General features: G+C 37.3%; 17 protein-coding genes. 15 read left to right on the plus strand and 2 right to left on the minus strand.

Features of this window, described 5'->3' with window-relative positions:
* The first annotated feature begins 137 nt into the window (after window positions 1-137).
* From trxA to RK01_RS01005, 13 genes are all read left to right on the plus strand, one after another.
* Complete coding sequence (gene trxA, locus RK01_RS00945; RefSeq protein WP_016171423.1) at window positions 138-452, plus strand: thioredoxin; 315 nt, start codon at window positions 138-140, stop codon at window positions 450-452.
* A 311-nt stretch (window positions 453-763) separates the two neighbouring features.
* Window positions 764-1747 (plus strand): LacI family DNA-binding transcriptional regulator, encoded by a 984-nt coding sequence (locus tag RK01_RS00950; protein ID WP_016171424.1) that lies wholly within the window; start codon window positions 764-766, stop codon window positions 1745-1747.
* Window positions 1744-2646 (plus strand): ribokinase, encoded by a 903-nt coding sequence (rbsK, locus tag RK01_RS00955; protein WP_016171425.1) that lies wholly within the window; start codon window positions 1744-1746, stop codon window positions 2644-2646. Before RK01_RS00950 ends, rbsK begins: the two co-directional genes overlap by 4 nt.
* Window positions 2621-3019 carry a D-ribose pyranase gene (gene rbsD / locus RK01_RS00960; protein WP_016171426.1) on the plus strand — a complete coding sequence of 133 codons (399 nt, stop codon included), beginning with the start codon at window positions 2621-2623 and terminating at the stop codon, window positions 3017-3019. The genes rbsK and rbsD overlap by 26 nt, the downstream gene beginning before the upstream one ends.
* Window positions 3020-3031: 12 nt before the next feature.
* Window positions 3032-4516 (plus strand): sugar ABC transporter ATP-binding protein, encoded by a 1485-nt coding sequence (locus tag RK01_RS00965; protein WP_016171427.1) that lies wholly within the window; start codon window positions 3032-3034, stop codon window positions 4514-4516.
* Window positions 4517-4518: 2 nt separating this feature from the next.
* A complete protein-coding gene (locus tag RK01_RS00970) occupies window positions 4519-5484 on the plus strand; it encodes an ABC transporter permease (protein ID WP_016171428.1) in 966 nt (321 codons plus the stop codon).
* A gap of 127 nt (window positions 5485-5611) precedes the next feature.
* Window positions 5612-6538 (plus strand): D-ribose ABC transporter substrate-binding protein, encoded by a 927-nt coding sequence (locus tag RK01_RS00975; protein ID WP_016171429.1) that lies wholly within the window; start codon window positions 5612-5614, stop codon window positions 6536-6538.
* A gap of 212 nt (window positions 6539-6750) precedes the next feature.
* A complete protein-coding gene (locus tag RK01_RS00980; RefSeq protein WP_016171430.1) occupies window positions 6751-8967 on the plus strand; it encodes a L,D-transpeptidase family protein in 2217 nt (738 codons plus the stop codon).
* Between the two features lie 367 nt (window positions 8968-9334).
* A complete protein-coding gene (gene uvrC, locus RK01_RS00985; protein WP_143139800.1) occupies window positions 9335-11128 on the plus strand; it encodes an excinuclease ABC subunit UvrC in 1794 nt (597 codons plus the stop codon).
* Between the two features lie 187 nt (window positions 11129-11315).
* Window positions 11316-11744, plus strand: coding sequence for a hypothetical protein (locus tag RK01_RS00990; RefSeq protein ID WP_016171432.1), 429 nt, complete (start codon window positions 11316-11318; stop codon window positions 11742-11744).
* A gap of 113 nt (window positions 11745-11857) precedes the next feature.
* A complete protein-coding gene (locus RK01_RS00995; protein WP_016171433.1) occupies window positions 11858-12166 on the plus strand; it encodes a PadR family transcriptional regulator in 309 nt (102 codons plus the stop codon).
* 76 nt (window positions 12167-12242) lie between these two features.
* Complete coding sequence (locus tag RK01_RS01000; RefSeq protein WP_016171434.1) at window positions 12243-13142, plus strand: ABC transporter ATP-binding protein; 900 nt, start codon at window positions 12243-12245, stop codon at window positions 13140-13142.
* On the plus strand, window positions 13135-14391 hold the full coding sequence (locus tag RK01_RS01005; protein WP_016171435.1) for an ABC transporter permease: 1257 nt from the start codon (window positions 13135-13137) through the stop codon (window positions 14389-14391). Before RK01_RS01000 ends, RK01_RS01005 begins: the two co-directional genes overlap by 8 nt.
* 77 nt (window positions 14392-14468) lie before the next feature.
* Here the strand turns inward: RK01_RS01005 and RK01_RS01010 are convergent, their stop codons facing one another.
* Both RK01_RS01010 and gloA read right to left on the minus strand, forming a co-directional pair.
* Window positions 14469-15179 carry a gamma-glutamyl-gamma-aminobutyrate hydrolase family protein gene (locus RK01_RS01010; RefSeq protein ID WP_016171436.1) on the minus strand — a complete coding sequence of 237 codons (711 nt, stop codon included), beginning with the start codon at window positions 15177-15179 and terminating at the stop codon, window positions 14469-14471.
* Between the two features lie 134 nt (window positions 15180-15313).
* On the minus strand, window positions 15314-15688 hold the full coding sequence (gene gloA, locus RK01_RS01015; protein ID WP_016171437.1) for a lactoylglutathione lyase: 375 nt from the start codon (window positions 15686-15688) through the stop codon (window positions 15314-15316).
* 129 nt (window positions 15689-15817) lie between these two features.
* Between gloA and RK01_RS01020 the strand changes: the two genes are divergently transcribed.
* On the plus strand, window positions 15818-16264 hold the full coding sequence (locus RK01_RS01020) for an NUDIX hydrolase (protein ID WP_195516267.1): 447 nt from the start codon (window positions 15818-15820) through the stop codon (window positions 16262-16264).
* A gap of 197 nt (window positions 16265-16461) precedes the next feature.
* The gene (locus RK01_RS01025) at window positions 16462-18177 is read left to right on the plus strand and encodes an ABC transporter ATP-binding protein (protein ID WP_016171439.1); all 1716 of its coding nucleotides are present in this window, start codon (window positions 16462-16464) and stop codon (window positions 18175-18177) included.
* Window positions 18178-18296 lie beyond the last annotated feature (119 nt).

The raw sequence follows: 18296 nt of genomic DNA on the forward strand, positions 1-18296 counted from the left end.
ATTGTAAGCAAAAAATTATCATCATTAAGTTTTCAGTGCTATACTCTTTTTATAGAAATGATCAATCTTCTTTAAGGTTATCATTTGGGGAAATCCAATTGGGACAAACACCCAATAGTAAAATCGGAGGTAATAATATGTCAAAAGCAATTACAGATGCAACATTTGCAAGTGAAACTGATGAAGGCTTAGTTTTAATCGACTTTTGGGCAACTTGGTGTGGTCCTTGTCGGATGCAAGCACCTATTTTAGACCAATTGGCAGCTAGTCATGATGAAGATGAATTGAAAATTGTGAAAATGGATGTGGATGAAAATCCTGAAACACCCGCACAATTTGGTGTAATGAGTATTCCAACTTTATTACTTAAAAAAGATGGCGAAGTTGTCGACAAAGTTATCGGTGTGCATACAAAAGATCAATTAGAACAATTAATTGCCACTCATTTATAAAATTTCGTTTTGCTGATTAGCCGGCTTATAGCCGGCTTTTTTTATAGCAAGGAGTTATAGAATTTTCACAAGGGGTAAAGTCGATTACCAAAGTTATATATAGTTTAACAAACACCCCTTAGCAACATGCAGTCAAAATCTTGAGTAATGGCAGAGTAAGTTATCAAGCTTCTATCTTATAACTTGAGAGCTGAAGGAATTCATTTGGTTTTTTCATTTTTACATAAAAAAATTAGCTTAAGTGGTTGCAATTTAGAGTTAAATCATTTATATTATGTGTGTAAACGGTTACACACGAGGAAGGTGAACAGATGGCAACGATTCGTGATGTCGCAAAATTAGCAGGATTATCTGTTGCAACAGTCTCAAGAGCAATAAATGGAAGTGGTTATGTTAGTGAAGAATCCCGTCAAAAAATTGAGCATGCGGTAAAAGCTTTAGACTTTCGTCCTAACGAAGTGGCGCGCTCACTTTTTCAAAAAAAGTCAAAACTAGTAGGATTACTTTTACCTGATATTTCCAACCCATTTTTCCCCTTATTAGCTAAAGGTGTGGAAGATTATTTGCAAAAAAAAGGCTATCAAGTCATTTTGGGCAATGTCCAAGAAAATCCAGAGCGAGCTAATGATTACTTACATGCTTTTCACCAAAATAATGTAGCCGGGGTCTTATCAGCGGTAGATAATGATTATGCTATTTATGATAAAGTGCATCCTCTCGTGTTTTTAGACCGAGTGGGAAAAGATTCAGAGTATTCTATTCATGCCGATGATGTGTCGGGAGGCGCAATAGCAGCAACGACAGTTTTAAAAAGAAAAGCAAAAGAAATTATTGTTATTTCGGGACCTGCAGAAATTGATCGTTCCAAAGAACGGTTGCAAGGTGTTCTAAGTGTTTTAAAGCAAGCAAAAAGTAATTACAAGATTGTGAATTCCCAATCATTTTTATTAGAAGATGCTATTATAACTGCTCAAACAGTGTTTAGACAATTTCCTCAAGTTGATACAGTTATTGCACCAAGTGATATTCATGCAATTGCCTTAATTCAAGAAGCGTATCGTCGGAATATAAAAGTTCCTGATGCGTTGCAAGTAATCGGTTATGATGATATTCCGATTAGTAACTTGGTAGTACCCCCATTAACGACTATTCATCAACCGGCGTATGAAATGGGGTATCAAGGTGCAGAAATGCTTTATCAACTGATGAATGATCAACAAGTTAGACAAAAGAAATTAATCTTACCTACCCGTTTGGTAGAGCGGGATACTTTACGAAAGAAGGAAACACAATGAAAATTACGGTTGTAGGAAGTATGTCGACAGATTTTGTGGTAACGACGAAGGTAAAGCCAAATCAAGGTGAAACGGTTTTTGGTGAAAAATTTGCGACAGCATTTGGTGGGAAAGGTGCCAATCAAGCAGTTGCTGCCAGTCGCTTAGGTATGGATGTCGCAATGGTAGGCGCAGTGGGTAAGGATGATTTTGGAACGGCTATTTTAGATAATTTAGTTAAAAATGGTGTGGCTGTAACAGGTGTGGAACGGGTTACACATGCTGAAAGTGGTTCGGCCCATATTGTTTTATACGACAATGACAACAGCATTATCGTTATTCCGGCTGCAAATAACGAAGTAAAACCTGCAAATATAGAAAAATTTACGGATCAATTATTAACCAGTGATTTGGTTATCTTACAAAATGAAATTCCCCAAGAAACAAATGAAGCGATAATTGATTTTTGTTGGCAAAATGGCATTCAAACATTACTAAATCCAGCACCGGCTCGTAGCATTGCCAAAGAATATATTGAAAAATTAACGTATTTAACCCCAAATGAACATGAATCTGCGATCATTTTTCCTGATCAGAGCCGTTCTGAGGTGTTGGCGCAATATCCTAATAAATTAATTATCACCCTTGGTGCGATGGGGGCAATTTATCATGATGGCATAAAAGAAGAAATCGTACCGGCCTTTGAAGTCCAACCCGTCGACACAACTGGAGCCGGTGATACATTTAACGCTGCAATGGCGACCGCATTGTTACAAGGACTGGAAATGTCTGCGGCTTTACGTTTTGCTAATTTAGCGGCTGCTATTTCTGTGCAAGGCTTTGGTGCCCAAGGTGGAATGCCAACATTAGAAAAAATGAAGGAGCAGTCACAATATGAAAAAGCATGGAATTTTAAATAGCGAGATTACCAAAGTTTTAACTGATTTGGGTCATACTGATCAAGTTACCATTGGGGATGCCGGCTTACCGGTACCCAGTGGTGTTACAAAAATTGACTTGGCTTTAAAATTTGGTTTACCGAGCTTTCAAGAAGTTTTACAAACAGTCCTTAGTGATATGGCAATTGAAAAAGTTTTTTTGGCTGAAGAAATTAAAAGTCAAAACAACAGTCAATTACAAGCGGTTTTGAAAGCGCTGCCTGATGATGTCGAAATAGTATATGTCAGTCACGAAGAATTTAAACAACAATCCCACGTAAGTAAGGCTATTATTCGTACTGGTGAAGTAACACCGTATTCGAATATTATTTTACAATCCGCTGTCATTTTTTAAGGAGGTTATACGATGCATGTTGCAATGAAAAATATTTCCAAGTCTTTTGGCACCAATCAGGTTTTACGCGACGTCAGTATGGAAATTAAAAGTGGAGAGATTCATGCCTTGATGGGAGAAAATGGGGCTGGAAAGTCAACCCTTATGAATATTTTAACTGGGCTGCATAAAAAAGATGCCGGAACGATTTTAATTGACGGGCAAGAAAAAATATTTTCAGGTCCCAAAGAAGCCGAAGAGTTTGGTATCAGTTTTATTCATCAAGAAATGAACTCGTGGCCCCAAATGACAGTATTGGAAAACTTATTTTTAAATAATGAATTAAGAACTTCCTTTGGTTTATTGGATACTAAAAAAATGCGTAGTATTGCTTTGGAGCATTTTCGTGATTTAGGCATTTCTCTTGATTTGGATAAAGATTTAGAAGAGCTTTCAGTCGGGCAACAGCAAATGATTGAAATTACAAAATCTCTTATGACAGATGCCAAAATTTTGATTATGGATGAACCCACTGCCGCATTATCCGATACAGAAATTAAGGCATTGTTTAAAATTATTGCACAATTAAAAGGACAAGGGGTAGCCATTGTTTATATTTCTCACCGCATGGAAGAAATTTTCCAAATCAGCGATGAGATTACCGTAATGCGAGATGGTTTATCTATTGATACCTCTAAAACTAGTGCTACCAATGTGAATGAAGTTGTCCGTAAAATGGTAGGACGTGAGATTTCAGATTATTATCCTGAAAAAACAGCTGAGATTGGTGAGGTGATGTTTAAAGCAGAACACTTGACCGCTTCAAATGGCGTCTTTAAAGACATTTCTTTTAGTGTCAGAAGTGGTGAAATTGTGGGCTTTTCTGGACTGATGGGAGCTGGTCGAACGGAAATTATGCGAGGAATCTTTGGTTTGGATCCTTTGTCAGATGGTTCTATTACTATTGAAGGAAACGCCAAAAAAATTGAATCGCCGGCTAAATCAATTCAAAATGGCATTGGCTTTTTAACAGAAGATCGAAAATCAGAAGGTTTAGTTTTGGATTTTTCCGTTTTAGATAATATTAGCTTGCCATCAATTGATGGCTTTGTAAAAAATGGTGTAGTCGACAAAAAAACTGAAGCAGAATTTGCCGAACTATTGATTCAGCGTCTTTTAATCAAAGTCCAATCCGCCGAAGATATTGTCGGTGATTTATCTGGGGGAAATCAACAAAAAGTCGTACTTGCTAAATGGATTGGAGCAGGACCTAAAGTTTTAATCCTAGATGAACCGACCCGTGGTGTTGATGTGGGAGCCAAACGCGAAATTTATCAATTAATTAATGAATTGGCTGAGCGAGGCGTTGCCATTATTGTTGTTTCCAGTGATCTGCCCGAAGTAATGGGGGTTAGTGACCGCATCTTAGTGATTCATGAAGGTAAAATTAATGGTGAGTTGCAGAAAAAAGAGTTTGACCAAGAAAAAATTATGACTTACGCCACAGGAGGAAAATAGAGATGGAGAATAAGAAGAACGTCGCAAAAAAAAGTAGTTTTGACGCAGCTGGTATCATTGCAAAACTCGGACCGCTACTTGCCCTGATTGTCTTGGTCATCGTGGTCTCGGTTATGAACAGTGATTTTTTAAATCCTAATAATTTATTGAATTTACTTCGACAAGTAGCTGCCAATGGGTTTATTGCATTTGGGATGACTTTTGTCATTTTGACAGGAGGGATTGATTTATCAGTCGGCTCAACTTTAGCTTTATCTAGCGCATTAACTGCAGGCTTTATCGCAAATGGTATGAATGCACCTCTGGCAGTTTTAATCGGTCTTTTAACTGGTGCTATTTTAGGCGCTATTAATGGCTTGTTAATTGCAAAAGGGAGCATGGCTCCTTTTATTGCCACGCTGGCAACGATGACAATTTATCGGGGTGCAACGCTTGTGTATACCAAAGGAAATCCAATCACCGGTTTAGGAGATAGTTTCTTCTTTAGTTTCCTTGGTCGAGGCTATCTTTTTGGAATTCCTTTTCCTGTTGTTTTACTCTTTATCATGTTTATTATTTTGTTTATCTTATTGCACAAGACTGCTTTTGGGAAAAAGACATATGCCATTGGAGGCAATGAAAAAGCGGCTTTTGTTGCGGGTGTGAAGATCGATAAAATCAAAATCTTGATTTATTCCTTGTCTGGTTTAATGGCAGCAATTAGTGGCATGATTATTACTTCACGTTTAAATTCTGCACAACCAACTGCTGGTCAGTCTTATGAAATGGATGCTATTGCTTCGGTGGTATTAGGCGGTACGAGTCTTTCAGGTGGTAAAGGACGAATTTTTGGAACTTTAGTAGGGGCTTTAATCATTGGTACCTTAAATAATGGTTTGAATTTATTAGGTGTTTCCAGTTTTTATCAACAAATTGTAAAAGGTATTGTTATTGTCATTGCCGTATTATTAGATCGTAAGAAAAAATAACTGTTTTTCCACGTAAAATGTTGTAAGCCCTTTATTAATTGGTTTTAGCAGTGTAATGCATATTATCCCCATTGGTTTTTAGGAAAAAGACTTTCCTTTAAAAGAAATTCACTCATAGGAGGAAGAAATGATGAAAAAATTTTTCGTATTAGCAGCAAGTGTTCTTATGTTGGCAGGATGTGGTGCAACAGGTCTTGAAGGCGGTTCTAGTAGCTCAGAAGGAAAAACAGCTGAAAAGAAACCAGAAGAATTGACCGTTGGTGTTTCTGTTTCAACGTTAAACAATCCTTTCTTTGTTTCATTGCGAGATGGTATTCAAAAATTAGCGGATGACAACAAAACGACGATTAAAGTTGTGGATGCGCAAGACGACACAGCCAAACAAAGTAATGATATCGATGATTTAATTCAACAAAAAGTGGATGTTATTCTAGTAAATCCAGTTGATTCTTCAGCCATTGTGCCGGCAGTTGAATCTGCCAATAGTGCCAATATTCCAGTCATTGCCATTGACCGCAGCAGTGATGGTGGTGAATTGTTGACAACTGTTGCCTCAAATAACGAAGAAGGCGGCAAAATGGCGGCGCAATTTATTATTGAAAAATTAGGAGAAAATGCAAAAGTAGCAGAACTAGAAGGAGTTCCCGGAGCTTCAGCTACCCGTGAACGAGGCAAAGGTTTTGATGATTATGCCAAAGATAAATTAGATGTCGTGGACAAACAATCTGCTAACTTTGACCGTGCAAAAGGCTTAACGGTTATGGAAAATATTTTACAAGCACATTCTGACTTGCAAGGCGTATTTGCACAAAATGACGAAATGGCATTAGGCGCTTCTGAGGCAGCCAGCAGTAAGGGCAAAGATTTTATTATCGTTGGCTTTGATGGCACAGAAGATGGTCTAAAAGCCATCAAAGATGGTAAAATGAGTGCCACGATTGCTCAAAAACCAGAAGAAATGGGTAAACTTGCGTTACAAGCAGCCTATGATCACTTTGCTGGTAAAAAAGTTGATGAAAAAATTGATTCGCCCCTTGATTTGGTAACTGAATAACAAAGTAACTGGAGTCTGTGTTAAGTAAATTAGCACAGGCTTTTTTTGTTTGAGAACGTGGAGATGAAATGAAGCGGGAATTACTTTGAAATTTTTGAATAGCCTAGCAAGAAATTGAACTTTCCGATAGGTTCTCACTTCTGTTTTTCTGACCTGCCAGTTATAATTAAGATGGAAAGATAAAAGGAAAATTAAATATAAAGGAGTAGACAATGAAAAAAAACAAATGGGTTAAAGTGTTGTTGGTTGCAAGTATTTTAACGACTTCATTGCCGCTAAATGTTTGGGGACAGGAAAATACATCCACTACAAGTGAAGCAAATTTAACAAGTTCGTTTAGTGATTCGCAAACAGATGGAACAAACACTACTGGGGAAAGTGAAACAAAGCAAGAAACGACAGATTCTTCTATCCCGGATTCAAGTTCAACTACCTCCGCAACAAAAACAGCTGAGACTAGTCCAACAAATACACAGGAATTAGCAGAAACAACCACAAGCAAAGCACCAACACTCGAAAAAGGCCAACCGCAGCAAGATGAAGTTTTAGAAATTGCAGTGGGAAGCAAACAAGCTTTGAAAACATATGCTAAATTAACAAATACAAATGAATTCATTTATCAATTAAACGAGCAAAATCAATTTATTAAACAAAAAAGTTTATCCGATTATAAAAATCAAGTTTTTCGTGTAACAGACAAGGTGAAAACTAGCGGAGATAAAGAGATGATCCGACTGGTTCAAGAAGATAGCGCCAATACAGAAATTGGTTGGGTACCCAAAACAGCGCTAGTGTTACATCATGGCACATATACGAAAAAAACCGGCTATGTTGCCGTTACAACCAAAAAATTAGGCTTACAAAAAGATGTCTTTAGCAATGCAGAAATTAAAGATTTAGACAGAAAGACATTCCAATATCGGGAAATTTATACAGTAAATAAAAAAGAATATTACGCTCTTTATAATTATCAAAATCAATTTGTAGGTTTTGCCGCTAAAGGGAATGGTTTAGTGTTGAACACAAGTCCTGGGGGTAAATTTTACAGTGACAATCGTTACGCTACTTTTATGCAAAAGGGAAAGGTCTTGTGGAATAACTTTTCTTTTAACAGTGTCCGCGGTAATACTTCTTCTTACTACGGTAGGACAGTGAAAATTAAAGGTTACTATCAGCATTTTAACGGTAAGACGTATTATTCACTTTATGAGAATAGAAATAAAAAAGACAGTTGGGTAGGTTATCTGGAGGCTAAAGACATTCAAGTGGCCGCCGGCAGTCAAGGGGCTTATCAAAGTTTGAATCGCTACGTCACCATTACCAGTAAAAACTATAACACTTGGAGTAGTTTTAGCTGGAAAAAGCGCGGTATAACAGCTTCAATGACAACAAAAACCTATCTGGCAAAAGGAATGTATCGGCATTACAACGGCGCAACTTATTATAGTGTAAGTGATAATAAAAATCATTGGGCGGGATATTTGAACGCAAGTGCTGCAAAACAAGCCACAAGTCCTGGCGGTATCGCACAAAAAGAAAATCGCAAAGTGAAGATTACTTCAAAAACTGCAACTTTCTGGCGTAACTTTCATTGGCAGAAAAAAGAAAGTGCCGCGAAATATTATGGCAAAGTTTATACTGTTAAATGTAAATATCGTCATTTTAATGGTGCTTGGTATTATTCCATTTACAATGGCAATACTTGGATAGGCTATTTAAATGCCGGTTTTACCGGAACACCGCATACAATTTACAGTACTAAAAACATTAACCGTTATGTCCGAATTAATTCCAATAGTGGTAATTTTTATAGTCAAGCAGATCCCAACAGTAGTAAAAAAAGCGCGAAAAAGACTTATAAAGGCTATATGGCACAAGCGACAAAAGATGCAAAAACCAGTGGTGGAACTTATTATTATGTCAGTTTACCAGGCGGCGCTTTAGGCTGGTTAAAAGCAAGTGAAACCACGAATGTTCATAATCGTTTTTACATGTACACTACTGGTGGACGTTATCCTTCTTTAAAAGTTAAAAACTTGAATATTCAAGTTTCAGTGAAAAAACAACGGGTATATATTCGTTCAGGTTCTAAGACGATTTATACCATGTTATGTTCAACGGGATTGGGATTGTGGCCCAATAATTTAAGTACGCCTTATGGCAATTTTAAAATTCAAGCAGAGCGGGGAAATTCATTCTGGTTTGGTGGCTCTGGCGGTGCGTTTTATCGCTCTTACCACCAACACGGTGTCTATTTATTCCACACTGTTCCAATTGCTTATCCTGGTACAACGACTGCCTTTAATCACATTGAAGGTATGAAATTAGGACGGCGGGCATCTCACGGCTGTATTCGTATGTCAGTAGCGGATGCGAAATGGTTCTATTACAACATGCCTGGAAACACGCCGGTAAAAATTTACTATTAAATTGACACAAGTAAAAGCAGCGAAAAAATTTTTCGCTGCTTTTAGCTTTTCTTATGACTTCACGAACGAACACTCTACGGCAATAAGTCAAAATCCGGAGAAATTAAAGAGCAATTTATCAAGATTTCGCCTTAATGCTAAAGAGTTGTGCGAGTTCATTTAGCTTTTCTTTGATCTAGCACAGGCAGCAACTCTTCGGGAAAAATTCAAAAATTAGTTTCTGGTAAAGCGCACCAGAAAGCAAATTTCTGAGATTTTTCCAAAGAGCTAACCACTGCCTTTAGCTTTTCTTATGATTTGACGTGCATGTTATAATCAAAGGTGCTTTTAAAGCATACCATTAGCAAAAGAAATGGGTGAAAAAGACGTGAATGAACGAATTAAAAACAAATTAGCACTTTTACCAGATCAGCCTGGCTGTTATCTGATGAAAGATAAAAATGGCACGATTATTTATGTCGGAAAAGCCAAAATCTTGAAAAATCGAGTTCGATCTTATTTTACTGGTAGTCATGATACCAAAACTGAGCGTCTGGTATCAGAGATCGAAGACTTTGAATATATTGTGACCGAATCAAATATTGAAGCGTTACTGCTTGAGATTAACTTAATTAAAAAGAATGATCCCAAATACAATATCATGTTAAAAGATGATAAGACCTATCCTTTTATTAAAATTACCAATGAAGCTTATCCCCGGTTATTAATTACCCGTAAAGTTTTAAAAGATAAGGCGTTGTATTTTGGTCCGTATCCTGATGTTGGAGCCGCCAATGAAACTAAAAAACTTTTAGATCGTCTTTTTCCTTTACGAAAATGTAAAGTGTTACCAAAAGAAGTGTGTCTGTATTATCATATGGGCCAATGCTTAGCACCTTGTGTATTTGATGTGCCAACGAAGGTTTATGAAGAAATGGTTGCTGAAATTAAACGCTTTTTAAGTGGAGGACACACGGAAATTCGTGACAATATTGCAGCGGAAATGGAAGCTGCGGCTGCAAATTTAGAATTTGAAAAAGCGGCAGAATTACGGGATCAAATTAAAGCAATCGATACTGTAATGACTAAACAAAAAATGACCCAAACCGACTTTATGGATCGCGATGTCTTTGGTTATGCGATTGATAAAGGCTGGATGTGTGTTCAAGTCTTTTTTGTCCGACAAGGAAAATTAATTGAACGGGATGTTTCGATTTTTCCATTTTATAATGATGCCCAAGATGATTTTCTTACCTATATTGGACAATTTTATCAAGAAAACGAACATTTTATTCCAAAAGAAGTTTTAATCCCCGATGATATTGATAAAGAATCTGTGGAAGCTTTATTACAAACTAAAATTTTGCAGCCTAAAAGAGGGGAAAAGAAAAAATTGGTGGAGCTGGCTAATAAAAATGCCGGTGTTGCGCTGAAGGAAAAATTTGATTTGATTGAGCGCAAAGAAGAAAGAACGATTGGTGCAATTGAAAGTCTGGGAAATGCGATGGGAATTCCAACCCCGGTTCGGATTGAAGCCTTTGACAACTCCAATATTATGGGGACAAATCCTGTTTCCGCGATGGTAGTTTTTCTGGATGGCAAACCTGCCAAAAATGAATACCGCAAATACAAGATCAAAACCGTGACTGGTCCGGATGATTACGCGTCAATGCGCGAGGTGATTTATCGCCGCTATTCCCGTGTGCTAAAAGAAAATTTACCTTTTCCTGATTTAATTGTAATTGATGGGGGAAAAGGGCAAGTGGATGCAGCCAGAGAAGTTTTAGACAATCAATTGGGGTTAGATATCCCCATTGCAGGACTGGCTAAAAACGATAAACACAAAACTAGTGAGATGCTCTTTGGCCCGGAACTAGCCGTGGTCCCGTTAGAACGAAATTCACCAGAATTTTTCTTATTACAACGGATTCAAGATGAGGTCCATCGCTTTGCCATTACTTTCCATCGGCAACTGCGCAGTAAAAATAGTTTTGCTTCAAAATTAGATGGTATTCCAGGGCTGGGACCGAAACGAAAAAAAACACTGTTAAAAGAATTTAAATCGTTAAAAAATATTCAGGCTGCATCATTAGCTGAAATGAAAGCCATTGGTATTCCAGAAGCTGTGGCTAAAACCATTCAAACAACATTAGCCGCTGATAAAAAAAATGAAGAGCACTAACTTTTGCTTATTAGTAGTGGACGGACAAAATACGGACCATCCATGGATTAAAAATAGACAAGTAATTTCATCACAGTTGTTAAATGGCAAAAGATAATCATCATTACCCTCTAGCGTGGAAATTTTCCACGCTTTTTTTTGACAAAAGCTTTCTTTTTTTCGTTGTTAAATTGAAGGGGGAAAAATAATGTATCTTATTGTTAATCCTAATCAATTGGGGTATTTTAAGCCAGAAACGACCGCGCGACGGTTAAAATTATTTTTACAAGAAGAGTCAGATGAAAAAGGTTTTTTAGCTTACCTTGATTTTATTCAAATTTGTCATAAATTGTTTGTTAAAGTCGCCCCTTTAAAAACTGCGCTTTATCAAAAAGAAGTGGATAAAATTTATCGGCAGCCTAAATGGACACATTATATGGCTTTTTATTTATACAAACTACGGGTTTTCTTTAAAAAGTCTGCTTGGGTTTATCTGCTAAAAAAATATCGGTACTATCAAGCGCAGTTTTTATTAGTACTCTTAAAATATTGCCAGCGAAGTGAAGAATATTTAAACGGACATCTCTGTTCTTATCTAGTTTGGAAGCAGAACATTTTATTATGCGACAGCAGTTAGTAAAGGTGAGATCAATAAATTTAACAGCGCTTGTTATTATTGACAGTTATCGGTACGTAGCATACCATATCATTAAGCGTTATATCATTTTGTGATATAGAGGAGGTTTTACAATGGATGATGCACTATCTGATAGTGTATATGCAATTTTACTCGTATTATTAAATCCGCAACATGGTTATGGAATTATGAAAGAAATTAGTGAGATAACCACCGGAGCGATGAAAATTGGGCCTAGCAGTATGTATACGAATTTGAAAAAACTCCAAAAAGCAGACTTCATTACATTGACCGAAAATTCTGATCGCAAAAAAGTGTATCATATTACAGCAAAAGGAAGAGCAGCACTAGAAAAAGATGTCCAAAGGCGACGCCTGTTTTATGAAGCTGGTGCAGCTTTGCTCGCAAAAAATAGCAGATAAATCTTTTCGTTTACTGAACGTCAAATTTTGTGTTTGCCGCTTAAGCGCTTAAGATAAAGGAATAGGAGGCGTAAAAATGTTAACGGTTAAAAATTTGGAAAAAAGTTTTGGTGATTATACAGCCGTAGATGATTTATCTTTTTCAATACAAGATGGGTCAATTATGGGATTAATTGGGCAAAATGGAGCTGGAAAAACAACTACTTTTCGTCTGATTTTAGATTTTTTGACACCAGATAAAGGTGAAATTCTCTGGAACGGTGAAAAAATCGGTAGTAAAGATTACGATATTATTGGTTATTTGCCTGAAGAACGAGGACTTTATCCCAAAGTAACAATTGAAGATCAGCTGATCTATTTTGCTGAATTGCGGGGGAAAAAACGCAAAGACATTCTGCCGGAAATTGATAAATGGATGGAAAAATTTGAAGTAAAAGGGAAAAAAACGGATAAAGTAAAATCTCTGTCAAAAGGCAATCAACAAAAAGTACAATTGATTGCCACTTTAATCCATGAACCCAAACTGGTTATTTTAGATGAGCCGTTTAGTGGATTGGATCCTGTTAATGCCGAGCTTTTAAAAAATGGCATTATTGAATTACGCCAAAAAGGGGCCTGTGTCATTTTTTCCAGTCATAATATGGACAATGTGGAAAAAATATGCGATCACCTGATTATGTTGAAAAATGGCAAGACGGTTTTAAATGGCAAAGTTCATGAAATTCGGGAATCATTTGGCCGCAGTAAGCTCTTTTTAGAATCGCCATTAACCAAAGAAGATGTTGAAGGCATTGATGGGGTAGGCAGTGTGGTACAAGTCGAAGATGACTCCTTAGCTATTACATTAACAAATCCAGATGCGGGCAAAGAAATTTTTATGCGCGCCACTCAAAATGGCTATATTCCGATGTTTAATCAGCAACCGCCAACCTTAGAAGAAATCTTTAAATGGAAAGCAGGTGACAGTCATGAGTAAATTTTGGGTCATTGCAAAAGATGTATACAAAAAAAATGTGAAGTCGGTCAGTTTCCTAATTTTAATTCTGGCACCATTTTTAATGGGTGCTTTTTATTACTTCACTGGTCAATTAGCGGATAGTTCGAGTGTCAATAAAATTGGCATCTATTCCGAAAATGAAACCTTGGCAAAGACTTTTACGCAATTGGATCATGAAGATTACGAGTTTAAATTACTTTCTTCAAAAGAAAAAGCGGAAAAAGAATTGTCAGCAGAAAAACTGGATGCCTTTTTAGTATTAACTGCTAAAGATGATAGTTTTACCGGCAAGATCTACGCTGAGTCTTCTGTCGGTCAAACCACACAAATGATGATGCAACAGTTATTGAGCCAAATGCAAACAAATCTGCGCGCCCAAGAAATTGGATTAACTTCAACAGAAGTGGCACGGTTAGGCCAGCCAGCACAGTTAACTACGCAAAAAGTTTCCTTTGATAAGGCTGGCAAAATGTCATCTGAAACCGATCATAGTAGTTTGCAGATGATTGTCACCAATGTTTCTGCGATTATTTTATTTATTTTTGTCGTGACCTATTCTAGTATTATTGCCCAAGAAATTGCTTCTGAAAAAGGAACTCGAATTATGGAAGTCATCTTATCGAGTACCAAAGCCCAAACTCATTTTTATGGGAAATTAACCGGTGTTTTAATGGTGGCTTTAACCCAGCTCTTCATCTATGGAATTATGATTGTTTTTGGCTATCAAAAATTTAAGGATATGGCGATCGTCAAACAATTTATCGGGGATGCTTCTTTGGAAAGTCTTTTTGGTCCATTTCTAATTTTTTCTGCCATTTTTGTGATATTGGGAATTTTGTTGTATGCTGTTTTAGCCGCTCTATGTGGCTCATTAGTCAACAAAGCCGAAGATACGTCCAAAGCGATTATTCCAGTGACCTATTTGTCAATGGGAGCTTACTTTTTAGCCCTATTTGTCGGGATGTTTGATCCGCAAAATATCGCGTTACGAATTTGCTCTTACATTCCTTTCTTTTCATCTTTTGCGATGCCTGTGCGCTTAGCCAATGATACTGCCAGCATTTCTAGTGCCATCGTTTCAGTGATAATCTTAGCCGTCTTTACAATTTTCTTAATGCTGATTTCATCTGGTTTGTATAAATCAAATGTTTTAGTTTATAACGAAAATGGTGTGATAGCCGCGCTAAAACAATCCTTCACCATGATGAAAGCTGAAAGTAAAAAATAATAAAACAGCTTGCCACCAGCCTAAAGCTTGATGGCAAGCTGTTTTTTATTTCACTCTGCTATTAAATAGACGAAAAATTAAGCAAATTTTTGGACAAAATAGGTAAAAAATTCTCGTTCTTTTTCAACAGTAAAGTAAGCCAATTCTGGATGCCATTGCACCCCTATAATTGGGTGGTTGACACTTTCAATACCTTCAATAACGCCATCTGGTGCTGTGGCAGTGACGATAAATTCATCGGCTAGTTCTGCCACCACTTGATGATGAAAAGAGTTGACTTGATAGCTTTGGGGAAGGAAATCTCCTAGGCGGCTGTTGCTGTCAATTTCAACAGTATGAGTAGGTAGTTCAAAAGGGGTTGGCACTTGTACATGTTTTAAAAGTGGTTCTTTAGCGAGACTTAAATCTTGTAAAAGAGTGCCACCAAAGGCGACATTTAGAAGTTGCATGCCGCGACAGACGCCAATAATTGGTTTTTTCGCTTTAACGGCTTCTTTGACTAATGCCATTTCGAATAAATCGCGTCGATGATTGGTTGCGCCTAATTTTTGATGGGGGGATGCCCCATAACTTTCTGGGGAGATGTCTTGGCCTCCTGCCAAAAGTAATTTATCAATTTGTTGGATATAACTTTTTGCGTCTTCTACTGAACCAATTGGTAAAAGCAAGGGCAACCCACCCGCGTTTTGAACCCCGGTTATAAAGTTGCGCGGCGTATAGCTGATCCAATGACTATCTGTATCAATCATCGTCTGTTCATTTGCAGCAATGCCGATGATAGGTTTCATATTTTCACGTCCTTTTAAAAAAGAACTGATACCAAAAGATAAGCGGAAAAGAAGCTACTCTATCACGGCTTTCCCAGCCAGAAAATAATTTAAACAGCCATTTGCTCTTTTTTTGGCACAGTCCAATTTGTACACTATTTTTCTCGAATAACTTCAATTTTATAGCCGTCAGGATCAACTACAAAATAATAAGAAGGAGCAGTTCCAGGTAATCCTTTTAAATCTGTTAGATTGTAACCAGCTTCTTTTTGCTTTTGATGTAAAGCTTCTAAGTCGCTGACAGCAATTGCGATATGACCATAGCCATCACCTAAATCATAAGCTGCGTGATCATAGTTATACGTTAATTCTAATTCATAATCATCTGCTGGTAAGCTCAAATAGACTAAAGTGAATTTGTTTTCAGGAAAGTCGCGACGGCTTTTTTCAACAAAGCCAAAAGCTCCTTCGTAAAAGGCTAATGAAGCCTCCAAGTCTTTAACGCGCACACAAGTATGAGCCATTTTCATAAAAAATCAGTCCTTTCTATTTTATAAAGACATCTTATCATAGCCCGTTAAGCGTGATAAGAAATACGCTTTAGCTTGTGAAAATAGCGGCATTTCGGTAAAATAAATAAAATGAAAAGTGGAGGTTACATAATGGAACCAGTGTTTGGGAAAAAGGAGCAAGATAAGTCTTATAAAGCGCGTTACGGCGCTTATGTCGTGGTGAGTCGCCATGAAGAGCAAGAAGTTATTTTAGTACAAGCCCCAAATGGCGCCTATTTCTTACCGGGGGGAGAAATTGAAGGTACTGAAAATCATCTGGAGGCGATTAACCGGGAAATGTTGGAAGAATTAGGTTTTGAAGTTACGATTGGCCAGTATTTAGGCGAAGCAGTGGAATATTTTTATTCCAGCCATCGTGATACATATTTTTATCATCCGGGGTATTTTTATGTTGTAAATAGTTGGGAAGAAGTTGCCGCACCCACTGAAAAGACGAATAATTTAGTTTGGGTTACGCCAGATGAGGCAATGCTTTTATTAAAACGAGGCAGTCATCGCTGGGCAGTTCAAAAGTGGATGAAAAGAAGTAATTAGAAAATAGGTTTTAGCCAAGGAAGATCATCTTGGCTAAGGCTTTTTTTTATTGTCATAGGATGAAAACAAAATTAGACCCATTCTACTGTGTTTTGGGCAGAAGTTGGTTATAATGGATGAAGTTGTTTGTAATTTTGACAATTTGAGGCTGTTTTATTACAAGCCTTAGATTAGATTTTATTAAAAGGAGAGAAGAAATGCTGAAACGTTTTTTTCGTTACTATCGTCCTTATAAAGGATTATTTATTTTAGATTTTACCTGCGCTGTTTTAGCTGGATTATTAGAGTTGGCGTTTCCAGTAGCGGTCAATGAAGTTATTGATAAAATCATGCCACAAAAAGAATTTCGCATTATTTTAATGGCCTGTCTGGCACTTTTTTTATTTTATATATTAAATACTATTTTACAATATATCGTAGTCTTTTTTGGGCATAAATTAGGTGTCAATATTGAAACAGATATGCGTAAAGAGTTGTTTGCCCATTTGCAAACTCAACCTTACGAATATTATGACAATCAAAAGACTGGCAAATTGATTAGTCGTTTAACCACCGATTTATTTGAAATTTCTGAAGTGGCCCATCATGGTCCTGAGGATATTTTTATTACAATCATGACCTTAGTTGGTTCATTTTTGCTGATGCTGCATACGCATGTGAGACTAGCAGTGGCAACTTTTGCACTATTGCCTCTGATTACGATTGCTTTGGTTTTCTTTAATAAGAAAATGACAAAAGTGAATACGCGTATTTATGAAAATTTGGGCGAATTTAATGCGGGCGTAGAAGCCTCTGTGAGTGGGATTCGGGTCACCCAGTCTTTTGCTAATGAGGGTTTTGAATCAGAGCGTTTTGCAGGATTAAGTGAGGCGTATCGGCAATCAAAGATAGTCTTTTACCGCGTTATGGCAGTAAGTTCGGCCTACAATTATTTACTCATTCGTTTAATTAATTTATTTACTTTAATTTTTGGCTCCTATTATGTGATTCAAGGTGAATTAACCAATGGCCAATTTGTCGGGTTTATCTTATTAGCCAATGTTTTTGTCCGCCCCATTGAAAAAGTGAATAATATGATTGAAAGTTACCCCAAAGGCATTGCGGGGTTCAAACGTTTAACAGAAGAACTTGATAAACAACCTAATATTGTCGATCGTCCTGATGCTGTTGTGGTAAAGGATTTAAAAGGCGATATTTTATATCAAAATGTTTCGTTTTCTTATGCAGAAGGCAAACAAGTTTTAGACCATATTGATTTGGCGATTCATCCGGGAGAAACGGTGGCATTTGTCGGGCAAAGTGGTTCTGGTAAAACTACTTTATGCAATTTATTGCCTCGTTTTTATGATGTAACAGATGGGGCTATTACAATTGACGGTATGGATATTCGCCAAATGACGTTAAAATCTTTGCGCAATCAAATTGGTATTGTGCAACAAGATGTTTTCTTATTTCCAGGCAGTATTAGAGAAAATATCGCCTATGGTCGTTTAGATGCCAGCGATGAGGAAATTATGGCAGCGGCAAAATTAGCCCATTTGGATGGTGTCTTAGCCCAGATGCCCGCCGGAATTGAAACGCAAATTGGTGAGCGGGGGGTGAAATTATCCGGAGGACAAAAACAGCGGGTCGCTATTGCCCGCATGTTTTTAAAGAACCCGCCGATTTTAATCTTAGATGAGGCCACATCGGCACTGGATACAGAGACTGAACAAGTTATTCAAGAATCGCTTAATTCTCTGGCAAAGGGACGAACTACATTAATCATTGCCCATCGTTTGGCTTCGATTAAACATGCGAGTCGGATAGTCGTAGTTAGCCCAAAAGGTATTGTCGAACAAGGAAGTCATGAAGAATTAATGGCAAAAGGCGGCGCATATCGCGCATTGTATGAAGCACAATTTCGCAAATGATTTTTTTATGCTGAAAGTTTAGGCTAATAAATAGAGCAATAAAAAAGCAGACTCAAATCTCGTTAACATGAGTTTGAGTCTGCTTTTTTAGTATTATCGACCACTAGACGACGCGACGG

This window comes from Enterococcus dispar ATCC 51266, assembly GCF_000406945.1.
GTDB classification, from domain to species: domain Bacteria; phylum Bacillota; class Bacilli; order Lactobacillales; family Enterococcaceae; genus Enterococcus_C; species Enterococcus_C dispar.